We start from the raw sequence: 26,237 nt of genomic DNA, 5'->3' as shown, positions 1-26,237 counted from the left end.
AGAGCTATTTGGTTCAGGTGCTGGTCCTTTTCTGCCTCATTTAGAATAAAAGAGCCGTAAAACAACTGGTGCATTTTTAACCAAGGGAAGTTCTTTTCCGCCGCTATCCCGTTTCTCAGAAAGACCTCGTAGTGTCCGCAGGTCCTACGAGTGTCTCTGCCAAGGGCGGCTCAGCACGCACCTTTCACAGGTTTTGTTTTAGGCCAGGTTTCTGGAAAAAGGGCTATAAACAGGAAAGCCCCTTCTACGGGTAGAAGAGGCTTTCCTGTTTATAGCTGTAGCAGCTGGCAGAGATTAGAAAATCAAAAATTTACGGTTGCGCTTGTTAAGGCTCTGCTGGTAAAGCTTACCGTTGGGGTTGTCCTGGTCAATGAGGCGCTTGGACTTGCGAGTTTTAGTGGCTCTTTTAGAGGTCGCCTTGTTTTTGTAAGAACCCGTAGAGAACCTTCCTACGCCCGTGTCATATTTGTTATCTGGCATGGAGTACCGCGGGCCGGAGTACATGCCACCGCTGGTCTTGGCAGAGGCCACGGCTTTCTGCCGCTCCAGCAGCATGGTGCGCTCAAAGTTGCCCGTGCCAACCTGGCCTTTCTTGATGCCTTCAGGGCCGCGCCGGGCCGCTTCACGCTTTCCCTTGCGGGGCTTTTGCGCCTTGGCCTCAGACGCGTTCGCGCCCAACAAGACAAGCGTCATTGCAAAGGCAATGTATCTTAGGAATCGTGTCATCCGATAATAAGGGCTGAGGGGGTGGAAATATTATATTCTGGGTAACGGTAAACGGCAGAGAACTGTTCCGCAAAGACAAGGTTAAGTTGAAGAATATTTTTATACTTTCCTAAGGTTTAAGCCGGGAAAGGGCGGCATGAAGAGTATTTTTAAAGGGACCCCCACAAGAGAAATATTCTGTGTGGATTTCTTTATATTTGCGGTTCTTATTTTTGGGAAAAACAGACGTTTAGACAATAGAACATGGCCCATTACAATAACCTTCTGCTGGAAAACAAAGGCGGTATTTTGTTTATCACGGTAAATCGTCCTAACAAGATGAATGCCCTCAACATTGAGACGGTAAAGGAAATCAACAGCGCCTTCCAGGAAGTGTATGATGATACCGAAGTGCGGGGGGTAATCCTGACGGGAAGCGGGGAGAAGGCCTTTGTGGCCGGGGCCGATATTTCAGAGATCGCGGAACTGAACGAGGTGAACGGGCGCCGTTTCGCGGAACGGGGCCAGGACGTTTTCTCCATGATTGAGGAATGCCCTAAACCAGTCATTGCTGCCGTGAACGGGTTCGCCTTAGGCGGAGGCTGTGAGTTAGCCATGGCCTGCCACATCAGAGTCGCCAGCGAGAATGCCCGCTTTGGGCAGCCGGAAGTAAACCTTGGGCTTATCCCCGGGTACGGCGGAACCCAGCGCCTAACCCAATTGGTGGGCAAAGGCAAAGCCATGGAACTCATGATGACCGGAGACCTGATCTCTGCGGCAGAGGCCAAGGAGATAGGCTTGGTGAACCACGTGACCACCCTGGAAGAACTGAACGCCAAATGTTTGGAGATCATGCAGAAGATTGTGGCCAAAGCGCCGTTGGCCGTAGGCATGATCGTGGACTGCGTGAACGCCTGGTATGACAAAGAAGAGAACGGCTACCAGACCGAGGCCAACTCCTTCAGCCGCTGCTGCGGGTCAGATGACTTCAAAGAAGGCACCTCGGCCTTTTTAGAGAAGCGCAAGCCAGCCTTCAAAGGAGTATAAGATACACTCGCTCCCATTTAAATCATTGCCTACTCCCGATTTTAGCCTGTTTTTCAGAAAAGCGGCTAAAATCGGGAGTAGGTGTAAATAAGAAACTTCTATCCCTTGCCTACTTCCTTTCCTGGCACCATTCCCTTGCCTAACCAACTATGAGTTTAGCTAAGAAACTGGTAGGGCAGACCGCAGCCTACGGACTCAGCAGCATTGTGGGCCGCGCCCTGAACTATCTGTTGGTGCCCCTGTACACCACCGTCTTTGAGCGTGAAGAATACGGTGTCGTCACCTATCTCTACGCTATTGTGGCCTTCCTGAATATTGTCTACACCTATGGCATGGAAACGGCCTTTTTCAGGTTTGCCAACAAGCCAGGGGTGGACAGGAGAGAACTCTACCACAAGGTGCAGACGCTCATTCTGGTTTCCAGTCTTCTTCTAACAGTTCTTATTCTACTTAACGCAGCATCCATTGCCGCTGCCTTAGACTATCCTGGTAAGGAAAAGTATATTATTTGGCTAGCCATTACCATGGCGGTTGATGCCCTCTCCGCTATTCCGTTTGCCCGGTTGCGGTTAGAGAACCAGGCCATCCGGTTTGCGGTGATCAGGCTGGTCAACATTTTCCTGGTGATTGGCGGAAACCTTTTTTTCCTCGTATTCTGCCAGCAGGTGTATGAAGGGAAATACCTGGCGGAACTACGGCCACTGATAGAAGCCATCTATGACCCAACCTTAGGGGTTGGGTATATCTTTCTGGTGAACATGGTAGCCAACCTGTTGTTCATTCCCATGCTGTGGCGCGAGTTCTCTGATTTCCGGTTTAAGTTAGATCTGGGCCAGATGAAGCCTATGCTAGGGTACGCCTTTCCTATACTGGTCATGGGGCTGGCTGGGGCTACCAATGAGATGCTCTCTAGGGTTATGTTGGAGCATTGGCTGCCCGAAGGCTTTTATCCAGGGGTAACCAATAAACAGGCGGTGGGCGTGTTTGGAGCCACTTATAAGCTGGCCATCATGATGAGCCTCATGATCCAGGCCTTCCGATATTCGGCGGAACCGTTCTTCTTTGCGCAGGCGCAGGATAAGAATTCCCCTGCCACTTTTGCCGTGGTCATGCGGTGGTTTGTGATTGTGTGCGCCTTGGCCTATTTGGGGATCAGTGCCAACCTGGACATCTTCCAGTATTTCCTGGGGCAGGAAGAGTACCGGACGGGATTAGAAATAGTGCCGGTGCTGCTGCTGGCCTACCTGTTCAACGGTGTCTACTACAACCTCACCGTCTGGTTCAAGCTCACTGACAAGACCCACTACGGTACGTACATCACCATCTTTGGAGCCATTGTCACGGTGGTGGCCAATTATCTGCTGATTCCGGTGCTGGGCTACATGGGCAGTGCCATTGCCGCGTTTCTCTGCTACTTTTCCATGGCGGTGGTGTGCTACGCCATTGGGCAGAAGTATTTCCCGGTGCCTTACCCCATTAAAGCTATTTTTGGGTACCTGTTACTGGCTTCAGGCCTTATCTGGCTGGCTTATGCCTGGGAAATGGAGAACTTCTGGCTGCGGCAAGCCTACCACCTGGGGCTGTGTGCGGTATTTTTAGCGGTGGTATGGGTGGTGGAAAAGCCTCTGCAGCGGCAGGTAAATAGATAATTCCGTATATTAGCTTCCTATGAATACAACTCTCCCCGTTAACGTCATCAACCTGGGCAAGCACCCGCTGCCCGCCTACGCCACGGAACACTCTGCTGGGTTAGACCTTAGAGCCAATCTGGAGGCGTCTGTGACCCTGAAGCCCTTGCAGCGCACGCTTATCCCCACCGGGATTTGTATTGAACTACCAGAGGGGCACGAGGCCCAGATCAGGCCCCGCAGCGGCCTGGCTTTCAAACACGGCATTTCCGTTGTAAACAGTCCCGGCACCATTGACGCTGACTACCGCGGCGAGATCAAGGTATTATTGGTCAATCTCTCAGACACTGATTTTGTGGTGGAAGACGGGGAGCGGATCGCGCAGATGGTAGTGGCGCGCTACGAGCGCGTGGCCTGGCAGGCCGTAGAAGAGCTGACTGAAACCCAGCGTGGGGCCGGCGGGTACGGCAGCACGGGTAAACAATAAATTGGCTATCTTCGGTTTTTACTATATTTTCGAGGAAATAGCCTGCAAACGGGAGATTAGCATATCTAAATCTGGAAAAACCCGTAGGTAGGCCATACTTAAGCAACCTATTTAAGAGACACTATGAGAATCATTGTACCAATGGCCGGCATGGGCAAACGTATGCGCCCGCACACCCTTACAGTTCCTAAACCCCTTATCCCAATTGCGGGTAAACCAATCGTGCAGCGGTTGGTGGAAGACATTGCCAAGGTGTGCCAGGAGCCCATTGAAGAAGTAGCCTTTATCATTGGTAACTTTGGGAAAGAAGTAGAAGCGCGGTTAATGAAGATCGCAGAGTCTGTGGGTGCCGTAGGTTCTATCCACTACCAGGATCAACCGCTGGGTACCGCCCACGCCATCTTGTGCGCCCAGAGCGCCTTGAAAGGAAACGTGGTAGTGGCCTTCGCCGATACCTTGTTCAAAGCAGATTTCAAGCTGGATACCTCTGCTGAAGGTACCATCTGGGTGCAGAAAGTAGAAGACCCGCGTCCGTTTGGCGTGGTAAAGCTGAACGAAGCTGGTCATATCACCGAGTTTGTGGAGAAACCACAGGACTTCGTGTCTGACTTAGCCATCATTGGCATCTACTATTTCAAAGACGGCGAGTACCTGCGCAGCGAGTTGCAGTACCTGCTGGATAACGACATCAAAGACAAAGGCGAGTACCAGATCACCAACGCCCTGGAGAACATGAAGAGCAAAGGATCGGTGTTCATCCCCGGCCAGATCTCTGAGTGGCTGGACTGCGGAAACAAAGATTCTACCGTGTTCACGAACCAGCGGTACCTGGAGTATATCCAGGATGAAGAAGGTTTGGTATCCGGTTCGGCCCAAGTGAACAACAGCGTGATTATTCCGCCGGTTTATCTGGGAGAAAACGTGGTGTTGAACAATTCTGTGGTAGGTCCGCACGTTTCCATAGGGAACAACACCCAGGTAACCGGGTCCGTGATCAGCAACAGCATTGTGCAGGAAAGCACCAAAATAAACCATGCGCATATTGCTAACTCAATGGTAGGCAATCACGTTGTATATGAAGGAATGCCGTCAGACTTGAGCTTAGGCGACTACAATACCCTGCGTGGCTAGACAGGAGGATTAAGTTATGTTGAAAAGAGGACTCACGATAGTGGCCGCTTTGTGCGGGTTGGTAGTGGCGGGAGAAAAAAGCTATGCCCAATCTGAGCGCAAGAAAGAGAAGGAGACGGCGGTGCAAACCGCCGGAGCACCTTCCCTTAGCTTGAGCCCGCAGGAGCAGCAGCTAAGTGAGTCCTATTTTCTGGAAGGCATGAAGTTCTTCGTGCTGGAGGAGTATAACAAAGCCCTTGACCGTTTCCAGCGGACGTACGCCATCAGCCCCAACAACGCGGCGGTCAATTACAAATTAGCGGAAACCAGCCTGCTGCTGGGCAACGTGCGGGGCGCTCTGCCCTTTGCCAAAGCTGCCCTGGAGCTGCAACCCAAGAATGCCTATTACCATCTGCTGCTGGCCCAGATTTACACGAACCAGCAGGAGTATGACAATGCCATCAAAGTCTACGCTCGGCTTACCCAAGAGCTCCCTAACACTGAACAATACCTCTTCAACCTCACCGACCTGTACCTGGCCAAGAACCGCCTGGAAGATGCCTTGCGCACTCTGGATAAGATTGAGCAGAAATACGGCCTGATTGAGGAAATCTCCTTTAAAAAGCAGCAAATCTACCTCAAGCAGAACAACCTGGTAAAGGCGCTTCAGGAAGGAGATAACCTCATCTCCTCCAAACCAGAGGAAGTCCGCTATCTATTGGCCCAGGCCGAGATCTTGGCCGCGAACAAGAAGACCGTAGATGCCATCAAAATGGCGGAGAAGGCCTTGCGGGTAGCCCCTGACAATGCCTATGGGCGCCTGATGCTGGCCGACCTGCTGCAACAGCAAGGCAAGACTGCTGAGGCAGATGCCCAGCTGGAACTGGCCTTCGGAAATCCTTCTCTGGACATTGACTCCAAGGTGAAGATCCTGGTAGATTACATCCGGCGGCTGCCCAACGATAAAGTAGCGGCCCAGGCCATGAAACTGGCCGAGCTGACCACCAAGGCGCACCCCCGGGAAGCCAAAGCCTTTGCCGTGGCCGGTGACATCTACGTGAACGCCAACCAGAAATTACCCGCCCGTGACCATTACCTCAAGGCGGTGGCCTTAGATCCGGGGCATTACAAGATCTGGCAGCAGATCGTGCTCCTAGACGGGGAACTGAACCAGAACGACTCCCTCATTGTCCACTCAGAGCGGGCGCTGGAGTTCTTTCCTAACCAGCCCATGTTCTGGTTTTACAACGGCACGGCCCATCTCATTGGCAAGAACTACCCCAAAGCCACCAAGTCATTGGAATATGGAAGACGGCTGGCTGGAAGTAACAAAGACCTGCAGTTGCAGTTCAACCTGCAGTTAGGGGATGCCTACCACTCCTTAGAGCAGTTCGCGCTCTCAGACCAGGCCTATGAAGCGGTACTTGCCGTAGACCCCAGCAATCCGCACGCCCTGAACAACTACAGCTACTTCCTTTCTGTGCGGGGGCAAAACCTGGCCAAGGCCAAAGCCATGGCAGGAGCCTTAGTGGCCCAATTCCCTGATAATCCAACGTACCTAGATACCTATGCCTGGGTGCTGTACAAGCTCAAAGATTACCAGGGAGCTAAAAAACTTTTAGAAAAAGCAGTGGCGGGTTCTTCAGACGCTACTATCATTGAACACTATGGTGATGTGCTCTACCAATTAGGCCAGCGTGATTTGGCGCTGAAACAATGGGTACGGGCCAACCAGGTGGGCGGTGCCTCAGAAGGCATCAGCAAGAAGATTAAAGACAAAAAACTATATGAATAGAAGTAGCGTTATCTACGCCCTGGGTATGAGTTTGCTGGTATTGGTAGGGTGTCAGAGAAAAGTAGCCTCTGGGCCCGCTGCCGGAGTGTCACCGGAAACCATGAACAAGGTAAGCGTTGTCAATACAGATTACACCTACTTCTCAGCCAAAGGAAAAGTGCAGAGTGAGAACAGCGGCCTGAGTGCCAACATCACCCTGCGCATGAAAAAAGACGAGGTGATCTGGGCTTCGGTGCAAAAACTGGGGTTTGAGGTAGCCCGCCTTAAAATCACCCCAGACTCGGTGTACATGGTGAACAAGGTGCAGAATGAAACCCTGATAGGGTCATTTGCCCTGCTGGCCAAACGCTACAACGTTGACGTTGATTTCAAAACGCTTCAGGAACTGCTCATAGGCAATTATGTGCCCGGCGATGCCCAGCAGGAGAAGTTCAAGCAAGACGGTCCGGTGCAGAACGTGCGGCAGGTGCGGGGCCAGCTGCAGATTGACCAGATGATAGACACCACCCGCTTCAAGCTTAAGCGCACCGAGGTACGCAACCTGGCCAACAAAGACCTGATGACCGTAGACTACCAGGAATTTGAGGAGTTGAACGGGCGCCCTTTCGCTAAATCTTTGCTGCTCACGATCCAGCAGCCCGAGGGAAACACAGCCAAGACCTCTATTGTGGTGGTGAAACATAATCAGGTTTCCACGGCAGATTCTTCTCTGGATTTCCCTTTTTCAGTACCTTCGAACTATGAACGTAAATAGGGCGGGGCTTCTTTATCTTTTTTTATTCTTTTTCTTGATTGGGTTGACTTCTGCAGAGGCGCAGCAGAAGAAGACCTCCCGTCCCTCTTCTAACGCGTCTGCCAAGAAGAAAACACCCGTAAAAAGCAAAGCCCAGTTGGAGCGCGAGAAAAACGCGAACCTCAAGCGTATTCAGGAAGCCAACCGTATCCTGGAGCAGACCGCCCAGAAGAAACAGGCCTCACTGGGGCAGCTCAACGTGATCAAGGAAAAGATCACGGTGCAGAAAGGCGTCATCAACAACATCTCCTCAGAGATCACCTACCTCAACCGCGACCTGCGCACCACCGAGGAGAAAGTAGCCGATGCCCAAACCGATCTGCAGCGCCTGAAGAAAGAGTACGCCCGGCTTATCTATGCCGCCTCCAAGACCGCCAACAGCTACAACAAGCTCATGTTTCTGTTCGCCTCTGATTCTTTCAACCAGATGATGCGGCGCATGCGCTACCTGCGCCAGTACACCGAGGCCCGTAAAAACCAGGCGGCAGCCATTGAGGCTCTGCAACAGAACCTGAACCAGCAGCTCAATACCCTTACCTCGCAGAAACAGCAGAAGAAAAGCCTGCTCACGGTACAGCTGAAGGAAAACAACAACCTGCTTTCCATGCATGACCAGCAAGACAAGGTCATTCAGCAGTTGAGTCAGCAGGAGCAGTCTCTGAAAGAGGAGGTGGAACGTCGGCAGCAGGCGGTACGGCAGTTAGATAAATTGATTGCCAACATTGTGCGGGAAGAGATTGCCCGGGCGGCCCGTGCCGCCGAGGCAGCTGCCAAAGCCAAAGCCGCCCGTGAAGCGGCGGCCGCCGCCAGAGCCGCCGCCGCGGCAGGGAAACCAGCCCCAGAGCCTGCCGCCGAGAAACCCGCGGCCACTGCCACCCGCCGTGACCGGGTGACCCTTACCCCAGAGGCCGCCGTCCTGTCCAACAGTTTTGCCGGGAACAAAGGCCGCTTTGCCTGGCCCGTAGAGCGCGGGTTCATTTCCCAGCGCTTCGGGCGCCAGGCGCACCCGGTGCTGAAAGGCGTGGTAGTGGAAAATCGCGGCATTGACATCCAGACCGGAGCCAACGAGCGGGTGCGGGCCATTTTCGGGGGCAAGGTGCTGGCGGTGCATACTATCCCTGGCATGAACAACATTGTGATGGTGCAGCACGGTGAGTACTTTACCGTCTACGCCAAGCTCCGCACGGTGAGCGTGACCGAAGGCCAGGAGATAGGCGCGAAAGAAACCATTGGCACCGTCTACACTGATGCCGAGGGTACCTCAGAACTGCAGTTCCAGATCTGGAAAAACCAAACGAACCTGAACCCCCAAGGCTGGCTCATGCCTAAATAAGCATTCCTATTTAGCGGCCTTTTTGACAAAAACGGGATAGAAATAGAAAGGGTAGAGAACTGCGGTTCTCTACCCTTTCTATTTGCACGGGAGCGGATGGGTTAAGCTTCAGATGGTGGTTCCCAGCGAGTCTGGAGACTCGCAGCATCCATAGGCACGAGTCTGAAGGCTCGCGCCAGCAAACTAATAACCGGCAAGCTAATAATTGTTGCGTCTACTTTGTAAACACAATTTGTCGCTATTCCTTTTCTGGTCTATATTCTAAAAATAGCTCTTAAACGAGGAGAGAAATCAACGTTTGTAGGTAAGAGGACAAATAAAACATATTGTCATCCTGGAAGGATCTTGTGGGCGAACTAGAAAGGCACTTATGGAATGCATTTGCCGTTCGCCACCAAGATCCTTTCAGGATGACAGAGAGAAAGTAGGTATGCTTGTTCCTGACCTTGTTTTTAATTCAGGTTCTTGGCTGCTTCTTTTGGACCTGTTTTCTGAAAATAGCTCTAAAACGACGGGGTAGGATCAGCGCTTATAGATGAGGAAGACGGCGGGTTGTTTATGCAGGTCCGGTACTTTCCCTTTCCAGTCGGCTACACGCAGGGTTTTGATGAATTCATTGGAGCCCGTGATGTTGGCCGCTATGCAGAGCTTGGTGTTTTTGTTCAGGTGCTGGAGCAAATCTTCTATCATCTGCTTGTTGCGGTAGGGCGTTTCCATAAAAATCTGGGTCTGGTCTTTCATCGCCATCTCTTTCTCCAGCCCTTTCAAGGCCAGAATGCGGTCACGCTTCTCAATGGGCAGGTACCCGTGGAAGGCAAAAGACTGGCCGTTGAAGCCCGAGGCCATCAGCCCCATCAAGATCGCCGAAGGCCCTACCAGCGGCACCACCTTTACCCCGTGCTGGTGTGCCAACCGGGCTAGTTCCGCCCCCGGGTCGGCCACGCCGGGGCAGCCCGCCTCTGAGATTACTCCGGCGTCCTGGCCGGCCAATAAGGGCTTGAGGGCCGCCGTTAGCTCCGCATCTGAGGAATTCTTGTCAATGACTGTGATCTGCAGTTCTTCAATGGTCTGCGAGGGGGCAATGGATTTGATGTAGCGGCGGGCGGTGCGGGCATTCTCCACCAGGAAATATTTCAGGTGAGCTGTCACCTCCGCCACCTGCCGGCAGATCACCGCAGAGGCCGTGTCCTCAGCCAGCACGGTAGGAATCAGGAAAAGAGTGCCTTTGGCGGGAGTACTCATGTTTATTAGGTATTTTATCTAAAAGCGGCTTAAAACAGGGGAAGCAGCTGAGTCCACTTTTATCATCTAGATTATTGCCTGTTCGCCCACCAGATCCTGGTTCAGGCGCTTTCCTCGTTTACGGTCGGGATTCAACAGAAAAATTAGCCTTCAACTTGAATTGCCAGAGGTGCACCTACGCCAGGTTCTGAAAAGCAGGTTTTATGCCTGCAGGAATTCCATGGCCAACCGGTAGAACTCCTGGGGTTGCTCAGCGTGGAGCCAGTGCCCGGCGTTCTCAATGGTTTGGATAGTCGCCTGCGGGAAAAGGGCCTGAATCTGGGGCAGATCCTGCTCTGGTTTGATGTAGCGCGAATTACTTCCCCGCAGGAAAAGCGTGGGCTTGGTGAAAGGCGTCTCAGAGACAATATCACTCAGCACTTGGTCCAAGTTCCGCTCAATGGCGTCCAGGTTCAGGCGCCAGCCAAAGCTGTTGTCTTCTTGGCGGTACAGGTTCTTGAGCAGGAACTGGCGGGTGCCATAGTCGCTTACCTTCACGGCCAGTTGGTCATCGGCTTCTTGCCGGTTCTGGATAGAAGCCAGGTCAATGGAGCGGAACCCCTCCAGGATATCATCATGGTGCGGCGGGTAGTACTTGGGTGCAATGTCCGCTACCAGTAGCTTAGAGAGCTGGTCTGGGTGCTGCAGCGCGAAGTTCATGGCTACTTTGCCGCCCATGGAGTGGCCAATGATCATGGGGGCCTGCAGTTGGTGCTGCTCTATGAACTCCAGAATATCATCAGTCATGAGTTGGTAGCTGAACTCCTCTGAATGCGGCGAGCGGCCGTGGTTGCGCAGGTCAATCAGGTAGACCTGGTAGGTCTTGGAGAACTCGCGGCCCAGGGTTTGCCAGTTGTCTAAAGTGCCAAAAAGGCCGTGCAGAATAAGTAAAGGCTGGCCTTCGCCTAAAAGTTTATAATTTAATTCCATAGAATTGAGCGGTTGGGTATGCGGGTTTTAGGTCTGTTTTACAGAAAACAGATCCATTTCGTTCTGGTCTGGCAGGGTACGCGGGGCCAGAGCGCCTTCAGTTGCTCTACATCCAGTAACAACGAGGTGATTTTCACTTGCCGGCCGTCTGCCAGGGAAAGCGTGAGGTAGTGGTACGAGCTCCAGAAAAAGCGCTGGGACGAACTTTTCGTATGGGTGATCTGCCTGACCTGCTGCGGGGTGAGCAGGTACTTGCCGCTGGGTTGCAGCAGCAGCGCGCTTTGGGTTTCTTTTTCCAATTCCAGGGCGTTTTCCCGCTCATGGCGCCAGTACTGCACGTGCACCAGCAAGGTGGGCAGCGCGAAGAGGAACAGCACTACTCCTAAACCCAGGGCAATGCCTTGTTCCAGGGGCGTGTCTGTCTGGTCCCGCAGCAGCAGGCCCAGCATGGAGCCGCCCAGCCAGAAGCTCAGCAAAGACCAGAACACCATCTTGAATTGGCGCATGGGCGAGAGGAAATACACCCGCTGCTGTTTCTTGAAAAGCCAGTCGAAGAACCGCACGGCGTAGTGCGCCGCCACCACAAAGGCCGCTATCTTAAACAGCACGCCTAGCATAAGCCAACCCAGTTACGTCGCGTTCTGCTGCTGCTTTTCTGAAAACAGAAGGAAAAAGAGAAGCCTGTCATTTAGGAGTTGAGTTGGCGCAGGTACAGTTGGATGGTATTCTCCAGGCCGTAATACAGCGCGTCACAGATCAGGGCGTGCCCAATAGAGACCTCAGCCAGGTTAGGTAACTGTTCTTTCAGGTACTTGAGGTTGTCCAGGTCCAGGTCATGGCCGGCGTTCAAGCCCAGGCCGCACTGCTGCGCCACGCGCGCAGCCTCGGCGTAAGGTTGCACGGCGGCTTCGCGGTGGGTGTGGTAGTGGTGGGCGTAGGCCTCGGTATAAAGTTCAATGCGGTCGGTGCCGGTGTGGGCGGCGCCTTCTACCTGGGCATTGATGGGGTCTACGAAAATGGAAGTCCGGATGCCGTGGGCTTTGAACTTGGCAATGACGTCTACCAGAAAGTCTTTGTGCTTGATGGTGTCCCAACCGGCGTTGGAGGTGATGGCGTCTGGGGCGTCTGGCACCAGGGTCACCTGTTCGGGCTTCACAGACAGCACCAGTTTGATGAAGTCAGGCGTGGGATTGCCCTCAATGTTGAACTCGGTAGTCACTACGCCCTTCAGGTCGTATACATCCTGAAACCGGATATGCCGTTCATCGGGCCGGGGGTGCACGGTGATGCCTTGGGCGCCAAACCGTTCGCAATCCAGCGCCGTTTGTACCACATTTGGGCGGTTGCCGCCGCGGGCGTTCCGTAGCGTGGCTATTTTATTTATATTTACGCTCAGTTTCGTCATGTTGCTTTTGCGTTAACGTTCTTCCTGAAGGATTTGGCAAAGATAAAAGAAACTTAGCGTCCCATTCCTAAATGATTTCTGACCCGGGTGCCGCGGCACCTTTACTAAATAAACTATGAGCCTGAAAGAAAAAGTAGAAGCCGGTATCAAGCAAGCCATGTTGGCCAAAGACAAAACCCGTCTGCAAGCCTTGCGGGGCATCAAATCCCAGATTCTGCTGGCCGAGACCGAGAAAGGCGGCGTGCAGGCCCTTACCCCAGACACAGAGCTGAAGCTGTTGACCAAGGCCGCCAAGCAGCGCCGCGAGTCGGCTGAGGTGTACCGCACCCAGTCCCGCCCCGACCTGGAGGAGATTGAGCTGGCCGAGCTGGCCATCATTGAGGAGTTCCTGCCGCAGCAACTGGACGAAGGCGATCTGCGCGAGCGCCTGCTGGAGATCATCCAACGCGTAGGTGCCCTGGGGCCCTCAGACATGGGCAAGGTGATGGGCGTGGCTTCCCGCGAACTGGCGGGCCAGGCCGACGGCCGCGCCATCTCCAACGCTGTGAATGCCCTTTTGAACAACACCAACGCCTAAGGAACCTCTCATACGTGAGCACGTTTGACCTTTTCCTGCTGTTGCCCGTGGCGTACGGCGCCTTCAAAGGCTATTTTAAAGGCCTAATCCTGGAGGTGGCTTCCCTGGCCACCTTTGTCCTGATCACCGTGTTCGGGATGAAGCTGGTGGGGCTGGTGACACCGCCCATTCATGAATGGCTGGGCGAGAGCGCCGGATTTCTGCCGTTTCTGCCCTTCCTGCTAGTGTTCATAGGCATCGGGTTTGCCGTACGGGCCGTGGGCAAGATGGTCAAAAAAGGGGTGCATTTAACCCCGCTGGGACTGCTGGACAATGTGATAGGGGCCGTGCTGGGCGGCGGTAAATGGGCCTTGGCCATCTGCCTGCTCGTTTATTTTGCCAACGCCACCGGTTTAGACACGGCGCTGCACACGGTGCGTGAGTCTGAGGTGTACCCCTATTACCTGGAGGCCGCCCCTAATGCCTGGGCTTTTGTGCAATGGATTATCCCCTTCGGCCGCGAGGCCCTGGAGTCTTTTGCCTAGCAGGCGGGCAGGGTAGAGGAGCTCTGGGTTTAGGCCTTGTTTTCTGTAAACCAGCCCTAAAACGGCGGCTCCGCTGGTTAGTTACTTGATTTTATTTCCTGTTTTGGGCCTGTATGTTAAAAAGCGGGCCTGAAACAGGAATATCTTTTTTCCTCTTCGTTGCGTTTCCCTCTCTGTGCTGTTGCTCTTAGATAATTTTGATTCCTTTACCTACAACCTCTATGACTATTTCAGGCAATTAGGGGTAGCGGTGGAGGTGCGCCGGAATGATGTCCCGTTGGCTGAATTGCAGGCTTTGCCGTTAGAGGGAATTGTGCTGTCGCCGGGGCCGGGCACGCCGGAGAAGGCCGGGGTGATGCCAGCCGTGATTGACTTTTACCATGACCGGCTGCCTATGCTGGGGATCTGTCTGGGGCACCAGGCCTTGGGCCAATTCTTCGGGGCCAAAGTAGAGAAAGGCCTGCGGCCGATGCACGGCAAGGTCTCCCAGATCCACTGCGCGCCGGACCCTATCTTTGCGGGCCTGCCAGAAAAAGTACCGGTAGTGCGCTACCATTCTCTGGTGGTGCAGGAAGCGCCCGCTACGTTGGTGCCGCTGGCCCACACGACCGAGGGGGAATTGATGGCGTTTCGGCACGCGCACCTGCCGCTTTACGCCCTGCAGTTTCACCCAGAGGCGGCCCTCACCCAACACGGACTGGAAATGCTCAGAAATTGGGTGAATATTGCTAATATTACAACCCTATATTAGTTTCTACTTACGATCATTACTAGCGATTTTCTCACATGAACTTGGAAATCAAGAAGGAAGGCGGGTTTGAGTACATAGATGAAGGCGAGGGCGAAGTGCTGTTGCTCCTTCATGGGCTGTTTGGCGCGCTTAGTAATTGGCAGGGAGTGGTCTCTTATTTTCATAAAAATTACCGGGTGGTGATTCCGCTCATGCCCCTCTATGAGATGCCGTTGCCGCAGGCCAGTGTGCCGGGCCTGGTTGAGTTCGTGGAAGACTTTATTTCTTACAAGCAACTGTCTGATTTGACCTTATTGGGCAACTCATTGGGCGGCCATGTGGCTCTGGAGTTTGCCCTCAAGCGCCCGGAGTGCGTAAAGCGCCTGGTTTTAACCGGCAGCTCTGGTTTGTTTGAAGATTCTATGGGCGGTTCTTTCCCTAAGCGCGGGAACTATGGTTTTGTGAAGGAACGCATTGAATACACGTTCTATGATCCGGCCGTGGCTACCCAGGAACTGGTAGATGAAGTGTTTGACATCACCAACAGCAACCCCAAAGTGCTCAGGATCATCTCCATTGCCAAGTCTGCGCAGCGCAATAACCTGGGCAAAGACCTGGGGGGCATCACGGCGCCAACCCTGCTGATCTGGGGCTTGAATGATACCATCACGCCGCCCATGGTGGCGCATGAGTTCAATAGATTGATCCAGAATTCTGAACTGCACTTCATAGACCATTGCTGCCACGCACCTATGATGGAACATCCGGAGGCCTTTAACAGTATCTTAGAGAGATTCCTGATAAAGACTGCTGTGTATGATCGCTGAAGAACTGATAAACCAGATGGTTCCCCCCCTCAAACTCTCTGACACCGGCGAAAAAGCCGTGCGTTGGATGGATGAGTTCCGGCTGAACCAGTTGCCCGTGGTGAAAAACCGCAAATACTTAGGCTTGGTCACTGAGGAGAATGTGCTGGAGGCTAAGAACCCAGACATGGTCCTGGAGAACATTCCCTTTGATTATGAACACGTGCACGTGCAGCAGAACCAGCATTTCTACAATGTGATGGAGCTCGCTATCAAGAACAAGGTACAGGTAGTGCCCGTGTTGGATGATTTGCAGGAATACCTGGGCGTTATCACAGTGAATGACACCATCTCCGCGTTTGGCCAGATGTCTGCGCTGCAAGGCCAGGGCGGTATTCTGGTGCTTTGCATGGCAGAGCGGGACTATTCCTTGAGTGAGATAAGCAGGTTGGTAGAATCCAATAACGCCAAGATATTAAGTGCTTATGTCTCACCAGATGAGGCAGACATCTTCAGGATAAAGCTCACCCTCAAGATCAATACGTCAGATCTTTCCCGCATTGTGGCCACCCTGGAACGGTTTGGGTATAAAATAACTGCTCAGTTTCAAGATACCTCCAGTGCCCCGGAAGATCAGGACAGGTTGGACATGCTTTTGCGTTACCTGAATATCTAAATTTTAAATATTACCGGTAGCAATATATATTTGTTCTGATATTGAATGCTTTGCAGTATCTTTGACCAAGACGGAAGATGAAAATAGCGATAGTTGGTAAACCTGTGAAGGAAGAGGTTATTCCTTTTGTGCGCCGGCTATTTGAAATCTTGGTCAGGGAAGGGGTGCAGGTGACCGTGGCAGACCACTTTGTGGAGTCATTGGCGCCTTTTGCCAGCATTCCGCCCCAGGCGGAGGTATTCACCCGCCAAACCAGCCTCAAAGATGTGAACTACATGTTGAGCCTGGGCGGTGACGGTACCTTGCTGGACGCGGTGACGTACGTGGGGGCTTTGCAAATTCCTATTATGGGCATTAACATGGGGCGGCTGGGTTTTCTGGCTACGGTGCCATATGCCCACCTGGAAATGGCGCTGGACTCATTGCTGAAAGGGCATTTTACGCTGGAAGACAGATCCCTTATTCACCTGGACAGCGACCAGGAGGTCTTTGAGGGGAAAAACTTCGGGTTGAATGAATTTTCGATTTTGAAGCGGGATACCTCCTCCATGATTGCCGTGCATACGTACATTGACGGGGAATATTTAAACTCCTATTGGGCAGATGGCCTGATAGTGGCAACTCCTACTGGTTCCACAGGATATTCACTATCCTGTGGCGGGCCGGTAATGATGCCGCAGACAAACAATTTTGTAATCTCTCCCGTATGCCCACATAACCTGAACGTGCGCCCCCTGGTGGTCTCTGATAAAAGTGTAATTTCTTTTGAGATTGAAGGACGGAGTACCAGGTATTTGGTGTCATTAGATTCGCGGTCTAAACCAGTAGATGCAACCATCCAGCTGGCGGTAAGACGGGAGGATTTTAATGCCAGATTAGTAAAATTGAATCAAATTAATTTTCTGACTACCCTTAGGACTAAAATGCATTGGGGGTTGGATCAGCGGAATGGTTAATTAAAACTCAAATATAATAAAGTCCTATTGTCTGTTTGCGGTAATAAAAAAAAGCATAATTTTGTCCGTTGCAGTGAAAGAGGCGCTTTGTAATTAAATTGTTAATAATAGTTGATGGCATGAAAAAATTTTTCTCTACTTCTTTAATCTTGTTTATTCTCTTTATGGCTGCTGCTCCTGAGGCAGAGGCCCAGCGTTTTAGTAGGAGAAATCTTTACAACAGTGTAGGGATCAGTTTGAACGCCATGAACTACTTTGGTGATGTGACGCCAGAGTCTGATTTCACCAGTTTGCGTTTGAACTCCACCCGCCCCAGCGTTTCAGTGAACTTCACCCGCAAGTTCACGCCCAGGATTTCTGGTAGAGCCGCCCTTTCTTGGGGCAGGATCACCGGAGATGACAGCAAAAGCGCTAATTTCTCAGAGCCAGAGAACGAGCCAAGGTTCAAGCGGAACCTCAGCTTCAGAAATGACATCAAGGAATTAAGCGTACACGGGGTAGTAGATCTGTTTGAGAACCGCAGAACCTACCTTCGCCGCCCAGACTTTACTCCGTATGCCTTTGTAGGCGTAGCCGTTTTCCACCACAACCCTAAAGCCTATTATGATGGTCAAGAAATGCCGGCCGGTTGGTATGAGTTGCAGCCGTTGGGTACTGAAGGACAATATGCAAATGGAGGTAACTATCCAGATCCTTACAAAAAAATCCAGTTTGCCATTCCTTTTGGCCTTGGCGTGAAATACAAGTTGGCTAGAAGCTGGGATCTTGGTTTTGAGATCACCTGGCGCAAGACATTCACTGACTACTTAGATGATGTAAGTTCATCTTATGCTGATAAAAGTAAGTTGAGCAAAGAGGCTGCCATTCTTTCTGACAGAAGCGCTGAGAACTCAAGAGCCAGCTCTTATCCAATTATCACTGAGAATGGTTTCAGAAGAATACAGGGTTATGGAGCTGACGGAGACCAAAGAGGAGACGTTTCTGATGATGACTGGTACATCACTACCGGCTTTAGCTTAAATTATATCTTAGCTCCAACAAGAAGAGGCCCGAAATTCCGTTAATCCGGAAACACCTTTTGATTTTGAGTAAATGGTTTTAAGAAAAGTACGCGCACTCCTTATTTGGACCTTGGTACAAATAGGGAGTGTTTTTTTTGCATTACCTGCTAACGCGCAGCAACAAACAGGACAGCCAAGAACCACCAGTGAGGTAGGAATTGGCATTGGAGGAGTAGTGTACAAAGGGGAAGTAGCACCCAGGTACCGCTTAAAGAGTAACCGGCCCGCGCTTACCCTCTTCTATAAGAAAGACCTCTCTACCGCCCTGGTGGGGCGAGCGTCCCTGCTTGTGGGCCGGGTGCGCGCAGAAGATGAAGACCTAACAGATAATCCCTCCTTTCTGGCCCGGGAACTGCCTTTGTCTATGTATAGGCAAGCAACGGTCACAACCAGCCTTCTTGAACTGAGTGGCGGCATTGACTATAACTTCATGGACTATTATGATTTCAGGCGCCCCGTGCGGTGGACTCCTTATTTTACCGTGAGTTTAGCCGGGTTGGTGTACAACAATAAAACCACGGCGGTAGACCCCACCATTATCTACCCAGATCCAGAGACCAGAGACAAGGAGCAGGCATATAGAACCGGCTTCTCCTTTGCGGTGCCAGTGGGGCTGGGGGTGAAGTATGCGCTATCTGAACGGTGGAACCTGGGGGCAGAGGCAGGGGTGCGGCTTTTTGTCACCGATGCCTTTGATAATCTGGTAGATCAGAACGAGCAGGTGATGAATCCCAACAGCAGAGACATGTATTTCTATAATGGAATCAGCATTTCTTATACGTTCTATAAAATCAACTGCCCCATTCCGTCAGGTAAAAGCAGGAAGGAGAAATAGGGATAGGCATAATGTGATAAGCTTTTCCTAAATTGCATTGAAATTTCTTTTTAATGAGCCTGAAGGAAAAGATAGACATAGACAATTTGCCCCAACATGTTGCCGTTATCATGGACGGGAATGGAAGATGGGCAAAGAAAAAAGGCAATCTCAGGATTTTTGGCCATCAGAACGCCATTACCGCAGTGCGCGAAACAGTAGAGGCTTCCGCTGAGTTAGGGGTTAAGTATCTGACGCTTTACGCTTTTTCCACAGAGAACTGGTCAAGACCCAAGTATGAAGTAGAGGCCTTGATGCAGTTACTGGTCAGCACCATTCGCAAGGAGACCGAGACGTTGAATAAAAACAATATCCGGTTGCAGTCCATTGGAGATATAGCGGCTTTGCCTCACGCGTGCAGAAAGCAGCTGGAAGAAGCTATTGCCCTCACAAGCCAGAACACCCGCATGACTCTGGTGTTAGCCTTGAGCTACAGTGGCCGGTGGGAGTTGGTGAACGTGATGCAGAAACTTGCCGCTCAGGTAAAGGCTGGGGAATTGGAGCCGGAGGCCATCAATGAGGACCTGGTAAAGACCTTTTTGACTACCGCAGGCATGCCAGACCCTGAACTTTTGATCAGAACCAGCGGGGAGCAAAGGATCAGTAATTTCTTGCTTTGGCAGCTCGCCTATACAGAGCTGTATATCACAGAACTTTTGTGGCCTGACTTTAGGAAAGAACATCTTTATGAAGCCATACTTGCTTTCCAGCAGCGGGAACGCCGTTTTGGGAAGACAAGCGAACAATTACAAAAAGCCCATTCTTAATGAGTAAGTATTTTTGGCTGTTATGCCTCTTAGTAACGTCTGGTATAACTGCCACTGCGCAAATCAGACTAGGTGTTGGCAACAGCAATGCGGCAACCTCTATAGATTACGCAAACCCTAAGAAATACGAGATTGGCGGCATAACCGTAAGCGGAGCCAAATTCTTAGATCCTACTACGTTGATTTCCCTTACGGGGTTGAAAGTAGGAGATGAGATTGACGTGCCCGGTGATGCCATCAGTAGCGCTATTCAGAAGCTCTGGGATCAGGGTATTCTGGGTGGCGTGGATGTGCGGGCCACTAAGATTGAAGGAAATAAGATATTCCTTGATTTTTTCCTGACAGAGCGCCCTCGCCTGTCCCGTTTTGATTTCTCAGGCACCTCTAAGTCACAGGCAGAGGATCTGCAGAAAAAGATTTCCCTTAATAAAGGAAGGGTAGTGACAGATGCACTTCTTAATTCTACCCGCACCACCGTACAGAAGTTTTTCCAAGACAAAGGGTACCTTAATGCGCAAGTGGTGATCCGGCAAACGCCGGATTCTGTGATCGCTAACAGCGTTGCCCTGGAGATCAAGGTAGACAAAGGAGAGAAAGTACGCATTGGCGAACTAGACATTGAGCGCATCAACGCTGCCGGCGAATCAGTAGAAGATGGTGGTTTTGGAAGCAAGATTGCCGGCCTCTGGAAAGAGGAGGAAGGGTTCAGTGAGAACAAGCTGAAACGCCAACTGAAGAAAACCAAAGAAAAGAAGTTCTATAAAGTATTTACCGGTGGTAAGTTCAACAAAACGGAGTACGAAGAAGACAAGAAGCTTCTGATTGACTTCTATAACAAAGAAGGCTACCGTGATGCTACCATTGTCTCTGATTCTATCTACAAAATAAGCGATGACCGCATCGGCATTCAGATTGTGGTGGATGAAGGCAAGAAATACTATTACCGCAACATCAGCTGGAGTGGGAACTATTTGTATGATGATGCCACGCTGGCCCGGGTGTTAGGCCTGGAGAAAGGCGATGTCTACAACCGCGAGGAACTAGACAAACGATTGAACTATAACCCAACCGGGAACGACGTCACTTCCTTGTACATGGATGATGGTTACCTGTTTTTCCAGATTGAACCTGTAGAGGTGGCCGTGGTAGGTGACTCCATTGACATTGAACTACGTTTGAGTGAAGGCTCGCAGGCTACCGTGAATTCCGTTACCGTTTCTGGAAACACCAAGACCAGTGACCACGTGATTTTGCGGGAACTGCGTACGTTGCCGGGGCAGAACTTCAGCCGGTCTGCGTTGATCCGCTCTCAGCGGGAACTTTCCAACCTGGGGTATTTTGACCCTGAGAAAATCGGGATGGAGCCTATCCCAAATCCTGAGAATGGAACCGTTGACATCCGGTACACGGTAGAGGAAAGGCCAAATGACCAAATCACCCTTTCCGGTGGTTGGGGTGGTGGTCTGGGCGCCGTGGGTACGGTAGGTCTAGTCCTGAACAACTTCTCTTTGCGCAAAGCCACTGACTGGAAAGAGTGGAGACCAGTACCATCCGGTGACGGACAGCGCCTTGCCCTTAATATTCAGGCAAACGGCAAGCGGTACCAGTCTTACTCCCTGTCATTCACAGAACCTTGGTTAGGTGGCCGCAGACCCAACTCCTTAACAGTTAGTCTGAGCAAGTCCATCCAGAGATTCAATGAAAGAGATGAGCTCAACCAGTTGAAAGAAGCCTTCATTGACATTACAGGGGCAAGTGTTAACCTGGGTAGAAGACTACGGTGGCCAGATGATTACTTCAATATAAGTAACTCGTTGTCGTACTTCCGGTACAACATGAGCAATGGCTCTACCATCTTTAGAGGGTATTCTGAAGCGGATAAGATCAGAGATGCCAACAACATCTCCTTTATCACTTCCTTTGCCCGGTCCAGCATTGACAACCCAACCTATACCCGTTCCGGCTCTTCTATTGGTTTGAACGTGACCTTTACCCCACCTTATTCACTGTTCAAGAGCACCGTGAATAACTTCCAGTGGATTGAGTTCCATAAATGGATGTTTGATGCCTCCTGGTTCCATTCACTGAGCGGAAACGGAAAACTGGTGTTGAATACACGGGCCCACTTCGGGTTTATCGGTACCTACGGATCTGATGGGGAAATTGGACCGTTCGAGCGCTTCAAGTTAGGGGGCTCTGGTTTAGGAGGTGGTTCGTTTATTGTGGCTACCGACTATGTAGGGTTAAGAGGATATGAAGACCAAAGCATCAGCCCTAATGCGGCGGGTGGGGTTGCCTTCAACAAATACGTGGCAGAACTACGGTACCCTATCTCCTTGAACCCAGCCGCAACAGTGTTTGTCCTGGGCTTTGCCGAGGCGGGTAACAACTTTGGCAGCTACCGTGAATACGATCCATTCAAGCTGTATCGTTCTGTAGGGGTAGGCGCCCGGGTGTTTATGGCGGCTTTTGGTTTGTTAGGCTTTGACTATGGTTGGGGACTGGATACCGTTCCAGGTTTGCCTGGGGCAAGTGGTGGTCAGTTCCACTTTATCATAGGCCAGCAGATCAGGTAATTATTGGAACAGAATTTGTTTAGATAAAAATGATGAAGAAATTAGGCTGCGTTTTATTAGTGGGAATGTTTCTTCTCTTCGGAAAAGAAGCCAGTGCCCAACGCTTTGGCTATATTGATTCTGGTTTTATCTTGCAGAAAATGCCCGCATATTCCAATGCCCAGGCTGAGGTAGAAAAGCTCTCTCAGACATGGCAGAAGGAAATTGAAAACATGCGGGCGGAACTTGAAAAGCTTCAAAAGAGTTATCAGGCTGAGGAGATCCTCTTAACGCCAGACATGAAGGTAAAGCGTCAGGAGGAGTTGACCCGCAAAGACACAGAGCTACGGGAGTTTCAGCGGAAGATGTTTGGGTTTGAAGGCGCTTTGTTTAAAAGACGTCAGGAACTGGTAAGACCAGCCCAGGATCAACTGTTTGAGGCGGTGGAGAAGATTGTGAGGGCTAGAGGCTTGAACTTTATGTTTGACAAATCTGGAGATGTGGTGATGTTGTACACAGATCCCCGGCATGATTACACAGAGTTAGTCTTGGAAGAGCTAGGATTGGCCTCTAAAGAGCAGAACACCGCAGGTGCCCGTCCGGCTGACGCTTTGAAAGAAGATCCGGCAGATGTACCTCCCTTGCCAGAAGGGGCTACCACGCCAGCCAATCCAACAAACAAAAAGGTAGAACCTAAACGTCAGGCAACACCGGTTAAAAAGAAAAACAATTAAACAAACTAAGCAAATTAAAATGAACAAATTGAAATCTCTGTTGGTAGCCGCTTTTTTACTAGTAAGTGTGGCTTCTTTTGCACAGACAGGAAACGTAAAAATTGGCTATACCAATGCAAACTACATTATTAGCCAGCTTCCAGAGAGCCGCCAAATTGAGTCTGACCTGAAAGCCCATAGTAGCCAATTAGAGAAAGAGCTTCAGAACAAATACAAGTCTTATCAGGAGAAAGTAGAAGCGTACAAAAAAGGAGCTCCTACCATGACAGACGTAGTAAGAGCTGATAGAGAAAAAGAATTGACTACCCTGCAGGCTTCTATTGAGGAGTTCCAACGGAACGCTGATGCTTCTCTGCAGAAGAAAGAGCAGTCTGCGTTAGAGCCTGTAATGACCAAAATCCAGAAGTCTATTGACAAAGTAGCGAAAGAGAACGCCTATACGCACATCTTTACCGCTGAAGCTTTGTTGTATGGCCCTGAAGATGGCAACAGCTTTACTGACCTGGTGTTGAAAGACCTGGGGGTGACTCCGGCTCCTAAAGGTTCTCCTGCTGCCTCTACGGTGACTCCGGGTGCCAATGCTGCCCCTAAAGCCGCCACTCCTGCCACTACGGCCCCTGTTAAAAAGAAAAAATAAGGACAACAGCCTTATAAGTGAAAGAGCCGGTGACGTATTTCGTCACCGGCTCTTTATTTTTGTGCCATATTACAGAAAACACCAAGGAAACACATGGAGGAATCACCTGAGGCTTTTGAAGAGGAGTTGGAGGACTTAGCCAGTGCTGACTCTGATGAGTTGTTTGAGCACCACCGCATACAGGTAGACAAAGGGCAAGCCTTGCTGCGCCTTGACAAATTCCTGATGGACCGATTACCCAATGTGACCCGCAATAAGTTGCAGGAGGCCATCAAGGCCGAATCTGTGCGGGTAAATGCCCAGCCAACCAAAGCCAGTTACAAGGTTAAGCCCTTTGATGTCATCACCGTCACATTGGCGACCCCGCCCAGAGAGACAGACGTTGTACCCGAAGACATTCCTCTCAATATCATCTATGAAGATGAGGAACTGATGATGATCAACAAGCCAGCAGGAATGGTGGTGCACCCTGCCTATAACAACTGGTCTGGCACCTTGGTGAATGGCCTGGTGTACTACTTGCAGAACTTACCCACCCATAGGAACGGCGAGATACGGCCAGGTCTGGTGCACCGCATTGACAAGGATACCTCGGGCCTTTTGGTCATTGCCAAGACCGAACTGGCTATGTCTTTTCTGGCGCGCCAGTTCTTTGACCACTCCATTGAGCGTACGTACTATGCGTTGGTTTGGGGAGTGCCTGCGCAGGCGAAAGGCACCATTGTGGGGCACATCGGGCGGAGCCTGAAAGACCGCAAGGTTATGGCCGTTTACCCAGATGGCGAATTCGGCAAGCCGGCTGTCACGCATTATGAGGTGCTGGAAAGCTTCACGTACTGCAGTTTAGTCAAATGTAACCTGGAAACGGGCCGCACCCACCAGATCAGGGCCCATATGAAGCATCTGGGACATCCCCTGTTCAACGACAGCACCTACGGCGGCGACAAGGTAGTAAAAGGCCAATTGACGGGTTCCTATAAAGCTTTTGTGCAGAATACCTTTCAGGTATTGCCCCGGCAGGCGCTTCATGCCAAGTCCTTGGGCTTTATCCATCCCATAAGCCGGAAGTTTATCTTCTTTGAATCTGACTTACCTGAAGACTTTGTGGCGGGGCTTGAACGGTGGCGGCAATACGGTCAGGTGCTCCAGAATAGAATACAGGCCTAAGCTTATCAGTAACAGGAGGCGCGGCTTTATGGAGTGCGGCCGTAGTTATTCAGGCAGGAAAGGATATCAAAGACGAACGGGTAGGTTTCAAGGCTGTTTTATGAAATGTACGGGTAAAACAGCACCTACTTATTGCAGCTCCTTTTCTGTGTTCCAATCATCTGGTGGCAATAAAGTCCAGATAGTTTGCTTTCTTTCCCCAGTCGTTTTACGGTTAATTTGTAGAAAATAAGGCATAAAAAAAGCCCCCAGAGATTGGGGGCTTTTTTTATGCCTTGTTGATGGGTTGCTTATTTCATTGCCTTTAAGCCATTCAGACCGTTGGTGGCATCTGCATTGGTTGGATCCAACGTTTTTACCTCCTGCCAGTGCTTAGTGGCATTGGCTTTGTCTTTCTTCAGATAGTAGTAATAGCCCAGGTAATTGTTCGCGGTGATCAGGTCTTTTTTGTATTTCTCTTTATCACCAGAGGTCAATTTGATAAACTCCTCATAATGCGGTTTGGCCAAGCCTAATTTGGTGTCTGGGTCCAGGTTTGAATTAGCCCGGGCTCTCCAGAAGTGACCGTACGCATACGTAGGGTTGTTGGTGGTGATAAGGGTATACACGCTATCTGCCGTCTTATAATCATCGTTCAACTCATGGGTATAGCCATAGTAGAAGAGGTCTGTGTTATTAGGCGGCGTGGTGGCGAATTTAGATTTATAGGCCTGAATCGCTTTAGGGTAGTTCTTAAGGCTTAGGTACTGCTTGGCCAGAAGATCATCATACAGCGGGTTCTTAGGGTCTAATTGTTTCGCTTTCTCAATGAGGGCTACCGCTTCCTGTGGCTTCTTGTTCTCTACCAGGATGTTCGCGTAGTATTCATAATCTGATGGAATGCGTTTGCTTTCATCAAATTTATTGAAGTACGCCGTCATGGCTTCCAGAGCCTTGTCATACTGCTTGGTGTCATAGTAGTTATAAGCCACCAAGCGGTTCATGGCAATGTTGTTAGGATCAGACTTCAACACCGACTGGATCTCATTCATCGCATTGGCGTAGTCCTTGGTCAGGTACAGGATAGAAGCATATTTAGCGCGGGTCTCAGGCGTGTTCTCTGCCATTGACACATACTTCTTGATGTACTCAGAGCTCTTAGGATACTGCTCGGCGCGGTAGTAAAGCTCAGCCAGTTCCAGGTAAGTAGGAGCGTAGTTAGGGTCAGCTGCCACTGCGGCGTCTAGCGCCTCTTTGGCTTGCGTAAAGTTACGAGACTGCACATAAAGCTGGCCTTTGCGTAAATGCGCCTTGGCCGACTTGCCGTCAGCAGCTATTGCTTTGTCATAATTGGCCATCGCCTTACCGCCGTCTACAGTTTTGTTATGAAGATAGGCATCTCCTAACAGCACATAGGCATTGGCATTCTTAGGGTCTTTGCTTACGGCTTCTTCCAGCAATTTAATGGCTGGAGAAAGGTCTTTCACCCCAGAAGTCACATAAGCCTCGCCAATCTGGATCTTGATGTTGTTGTCTTTGTTTTTGGTCATGGCCAACGCTTTGTCAAAAAGCTGTTGGGCTTCAGCAGTCTTGTTTTGTTGCAAAGCGGTTTTGCCTTGTTTTACCAAGCCTGCGGCGGAGTTATCTTGTACAGCATAAGTAGCAAATTCTGCTTGCTCC

General features: G+C 50.9%; 26 protein-coding genes. 20 read left to right on the top strand and 6 right to left on the bottom strand.

Annotated elements, in window-relative coordinates:
• Positions 1-294 precede the first annotated feature (294 nt).
• On the bottom strand, positions 295-726 hold the full coding sequence (locus FOE74_RS12700; protein ID WP_188686735.1) for a hypothetical protein: 432 nt from the start codon (positions 724-726) through the stop codon (positions 295-297).
• 243 nt (positions 727-969) lie between these two features.
• Here FOE74_RS12700 and FOE74_RS12695 point away from each other — a divergent pair, with 243 nt between their 5' ends.
• From FOE74_RS12695 to FOE74_RS12665, 7 genes are all read left to right on the top strand, one after another.
• The gene (locus FOE74_RS12695; RefSeq protein WP_149098997.1) at positions 970-1,752 is read left to right on the top strand and encodes an enoyl-CoA hydratase/isomerase family protein; all 783 of its coding nucleotides are present in this window, start codon (positions 970-972) and stop codon (positions 1,750-1,752) included.
• A 149-nt stretch (positions 1,753-1,901) separates the two neighbouring features.
• Positions 1,902-3,401, top strand: a complete 1,500-nt coding sequence (locus tag FOE74_RS12690; protein ID WP_149098996.1) for a lipopolysaccharide biosynthesis protein — start codon at positions 1,902-1,904, stop codon at positions 3,399-3,401.
• A 19-nt stretch (positions 3,402-3,420) separates the two neighbouring features.
• Positions 3,421-3,867 carry a dUTP diphosphatase gene (dut, locus tag FOE74_RS12685; protein ID WP_149098995.1) on the top strand — a complete coding sequence of 149 codons (447 nt, stop codon included), beginning with the start codon at positions 3,421-3,423 and terminating at the stop codon, positions 3,865-3,867.
• 123 nt (positions 3,868-3,990) lie between these two features.
• Positions 3,991-4,998, top strand: coding sequence for a sugar phosphate nucleotidyltransferase (locus FOE74_RS12680; protein ID WP_149098994.1), 1,008 nt, complete (start codon positions 3,991-3,993; stop codon positions 4,996-4,998).
• 16 nt (positions 4,999-5,014) lie between these two features.
• The gene (locus FOE74_RS12675; protein WP_149098993.1) at positions 5,015-6,772 is read left to right on the top strand and encodes a tetratricopeptide repeat protein; all 1,758 of its coding nucleotides are present in this window, start codon (positions 5,015-5,017) and stop codon (positions 6,770-6,772) included.
• Complete coding sequence (locus FOE74_RS12670; protein ID WP_149098992.1) at positions 6,765-7,526, top strand: DUF4292 domain-containing protein; 762 nt, start codon at positions 6,765-6,767, stop codon at positions 7,524-7,526. Before FOE74_RS12675 ends, FOE74_RS12670 begins: the two co-directional genes overlap by 8 nt.
• On the top strand, positions 7,513-8,898 hold the full coding sequence (locus tag FOE74_RS12665) for a murein hydrolase activator EnvC family protein (protein ID WP_149098991.1): 1,386 nt from the start codon (positions 7,513-7,515) through the stop codon (positions 8,896-8,898). Before FOE74_RS12670 ends, FOE74_RS12665 begins: the two co-directional genes overlap by 14 nt.
• A gap of 522 nt (positions 8,899-9,420) precedes the next feature.
• Here FOE74_RS12665 and FOE74_RS12660 read toward each other — a convergent pair.
• The 4 genes from FOE74_RS12660 to FOE74_RS12645 form a co-directional block, all read right to left on the bottom strand.
• Positions 9,421-10,140: an SAM-dependent methyltransferase gene (locus FOE74_RS12660; protein ID WP_149098990.1), complete on the bottom strand. Its 720-nt coding sequence runs from the start codon at positions 10,138-10,140 to the stop codon at positions 9,421-9,423.
• Positions 10,141-10,341: 201 nt separating this feature from the next.
• Complete coding sequence (locus tag FOE74_RS12655) at positions 10,342-11,109, bottom strand: alpha/beta fold hydrolase (protein ID WP_149098989.1); 768 nt, start codon at positions 11,107-11,109, stop codon at positions 10,342-10,344.
• A 38-nt stretch (positions 11,110-11,147) separates the two neighbouring features.
• Positions 11,148-11,717: a hypothetical protein gene (locus FOE74_RS12650; protein WP_192576614.1), complete on the bottom strand. Its 570-nt coding sequence runs from the start codon at positions 11,715-11,717 to the stop codon at positions 11,148-11,150.
• Positions 11,718-11,797: 80 nt separating this feature from the next.
• A complete protein-coding gene (locus FOE74_RS12645; RefSeq protein WP_149098987.1) occupies positions 11,798-12,514 on the bottom strand; it encodes a pyridoxine 5'-phosphate synthase in 717 nt (238 codons plus the stop codon).
• Positions 12,515-12,629: 115 nt separating this feature from the next.
• Between FOE74_RS12645 and FOE74_RS12640 the strand changes: the two genes are divergently transcribed.
• From FOE74_RS12640 to FOE74_RS12580, 13 genes are all read left to right on the top strand, one after another.
• Positions 12,630-13,091, top strand: a complete 462-nt coding sequence (locus FOE74_RS12640) for a GatB/YqeY domain-containing protein (RefSeq protein ID WP_149098986.1) — start codon at positions 12,630-12,632, stop codon at positions 13,089-13,091.
• Positions 13,092-13,105: 14 nt separating this feature from the next.
• Positions 13,106-13,615, top strand: coding sequence for a CvpA family protein (locus FOE74_RS12635; protein WP_149098985.1), 510 nt, complete (start codon positions 13,106-13,108; stop codon positions 13,613-13,615).
• 175 nt (positions 13,616-13,790) lie between these two features.
• Entirely contained in the window at positions 13,791-14,366 is a 576-nt protein-coding gene (locus FOE74_RS12630) for an anthranilate synthase component II (RefSeq protein ID WP_149098984.1), read from the top strand.
• Positions 14,367-14,401: 35 nt separating this feature from the next.
• Positions 14,402-15,172 (top strand): alpha/beta fold hydrolase, encoded by a 771-nt coding sequence (locus FOE74_RS12625; protein WP_149098983.1) that lies wholly within the window; start codon positions 14,402-14,404, stop codon positions 15,170-15,172.
• Positions 15,162-15,827: a CBS domain-containing protein gene (locus tag FOE74_RS12620; RefSeq protein ID WP_149098982.1), complete on the top strand. Its 666-nt coding sequence runs from the start codon at positions 15,162-15,164 to the stop codon at positions 15,825-15,827. Before FOE74_RS12625 ends, FOE74_RS12620 begins: the two co-directional genes overlap by 11 nt.
• 77 nt (positions 15,828-15,904) lie before the next feature.
• A complete protein-coding gene (locus tag FOE74_RS12615) occupies positions 15,905-16,783 on the top strand; it encodes an NAD kinase (RefSeq protein WP_149098981.1) in 879 nt (292 codons plus the stop codon).
• 119 nt (positions 16,784-16,902) lie between these two features.
• Positions 16,903-17,847 (top strand): DUF6089 family protein, encoded by a 945-nt coding sequence (locus FOE74_RS12610; protein ID WP_149098980.1) that lies wholly within the window; start codon positions 16,903-16,905, stop codon positions 17,845-17,847.
• Positions 17,848-17,914: 67 nt separating this feature from the next.
• A complete protein-coding gene (porG, locus tag FOE74_RS12605) occupies positions 17,915-18,679 on the top strand; it encodes a type IX secretion system protein PorG (protein ID WP_149098979.1) in 765 nt (254 codons plus the stop codon).
• Positions 18,680-18,738: 59 nt separating this feature from the next.
• Positions 18,739-19,485 (top strand): isoprenyl transferase, encoded by a 747-nt coding sequence (locus FOE74_RS12600; protein WP_225840820.1) that lies wholly within the window; start codon positions 18,739-18,741, stop codon positions 19,483-19,485.
• Positions 19,485-22,061: a BamA/OMP85 family outer membrane protein gene (locus tag FOE74_RS12595; protein ID WP_149098977.1), complete on the top strand. Its 2,577-nt coding sequence runs from the start codon at positions 19,485-19,487 to the stop codon at positions 22,059-22,061. The genes FOE74_RS12600 and FOE74_RS12595 overlap by 1 nt, the downstream gene beginning before the upstream one ends.
• 29 nt (positions 22,062-22,090) lie before the next feature.
• Positions 22,091-22,774: an OmpH family outer membrane protein gene (locus tag FOE74_RS12590; RefSeq protein WP_225840799.1), complete on the top strand. Its 684-nt coding sequence runs from the start codon at positions 22,091-22,093 to the stop codon at positions 22,772-22,774.
• A 19-nt stretch (positions 22,775-22,793) separates the two neighbouring features.
• The gene (locus FOE74_RS12585) at positions 22,794-23,411 is read left to right on the top strand and encodes an OmpH family outer membrane protein (protein ID WP_149098976.1); all 618 of its coding nucleotides are present in this window, start codon (positions 22,794-22,796) and stop codon (positions 23,409-23,411) included.
• A 93-nt stretch (positions 23,412-23,504) separates the two neighbouring features.
• The gene (locus tag FOE74_RS12580) at positions 23,505-24,578 is read left to right on the top strand and encodes an RluA family pseudouridine synthase (protein ID WP_149098975.1); all 1,074 of its coding nucleotides are present in this window, start codon (positions 23,505-23,507) and stop codon (positions 24,576-24,578) included.
• A gap of 290 nt (positions 24,579-24,868) precedes the next feature.
• Here the strand turns inward: FOE74_RS12580 and FOE74_RS12575 are convergent, their stop codons facing one another.
• Positions 24,869-26,161 (bottom strand): tetratricopeptide repeat protein, encoded by a 1,293-nt coding sequence (locus tag FOE74_RS12575; RefSeq protein WP_192576613.1) that lies wholly within the window; start codon positions 26,159-26,161, stop codon positions 24,869-24,871.
• Between the last annotated feature and the right edge of the window lie 76 nt (positions 26,162-26,237).

This window comes from Rufibacter glacialis, from assembly GCF_008271745.1.
Taxonomy (GTDB): Bacteria; Bacteroidota; Bacteroidia; order Cytophagales; family Hymenobacteraceae; genus Nibribacter; species Nibribacter glacialis.
This window is presented reverse-complemented; position numbering and strand designations above follow the sequence as displayed.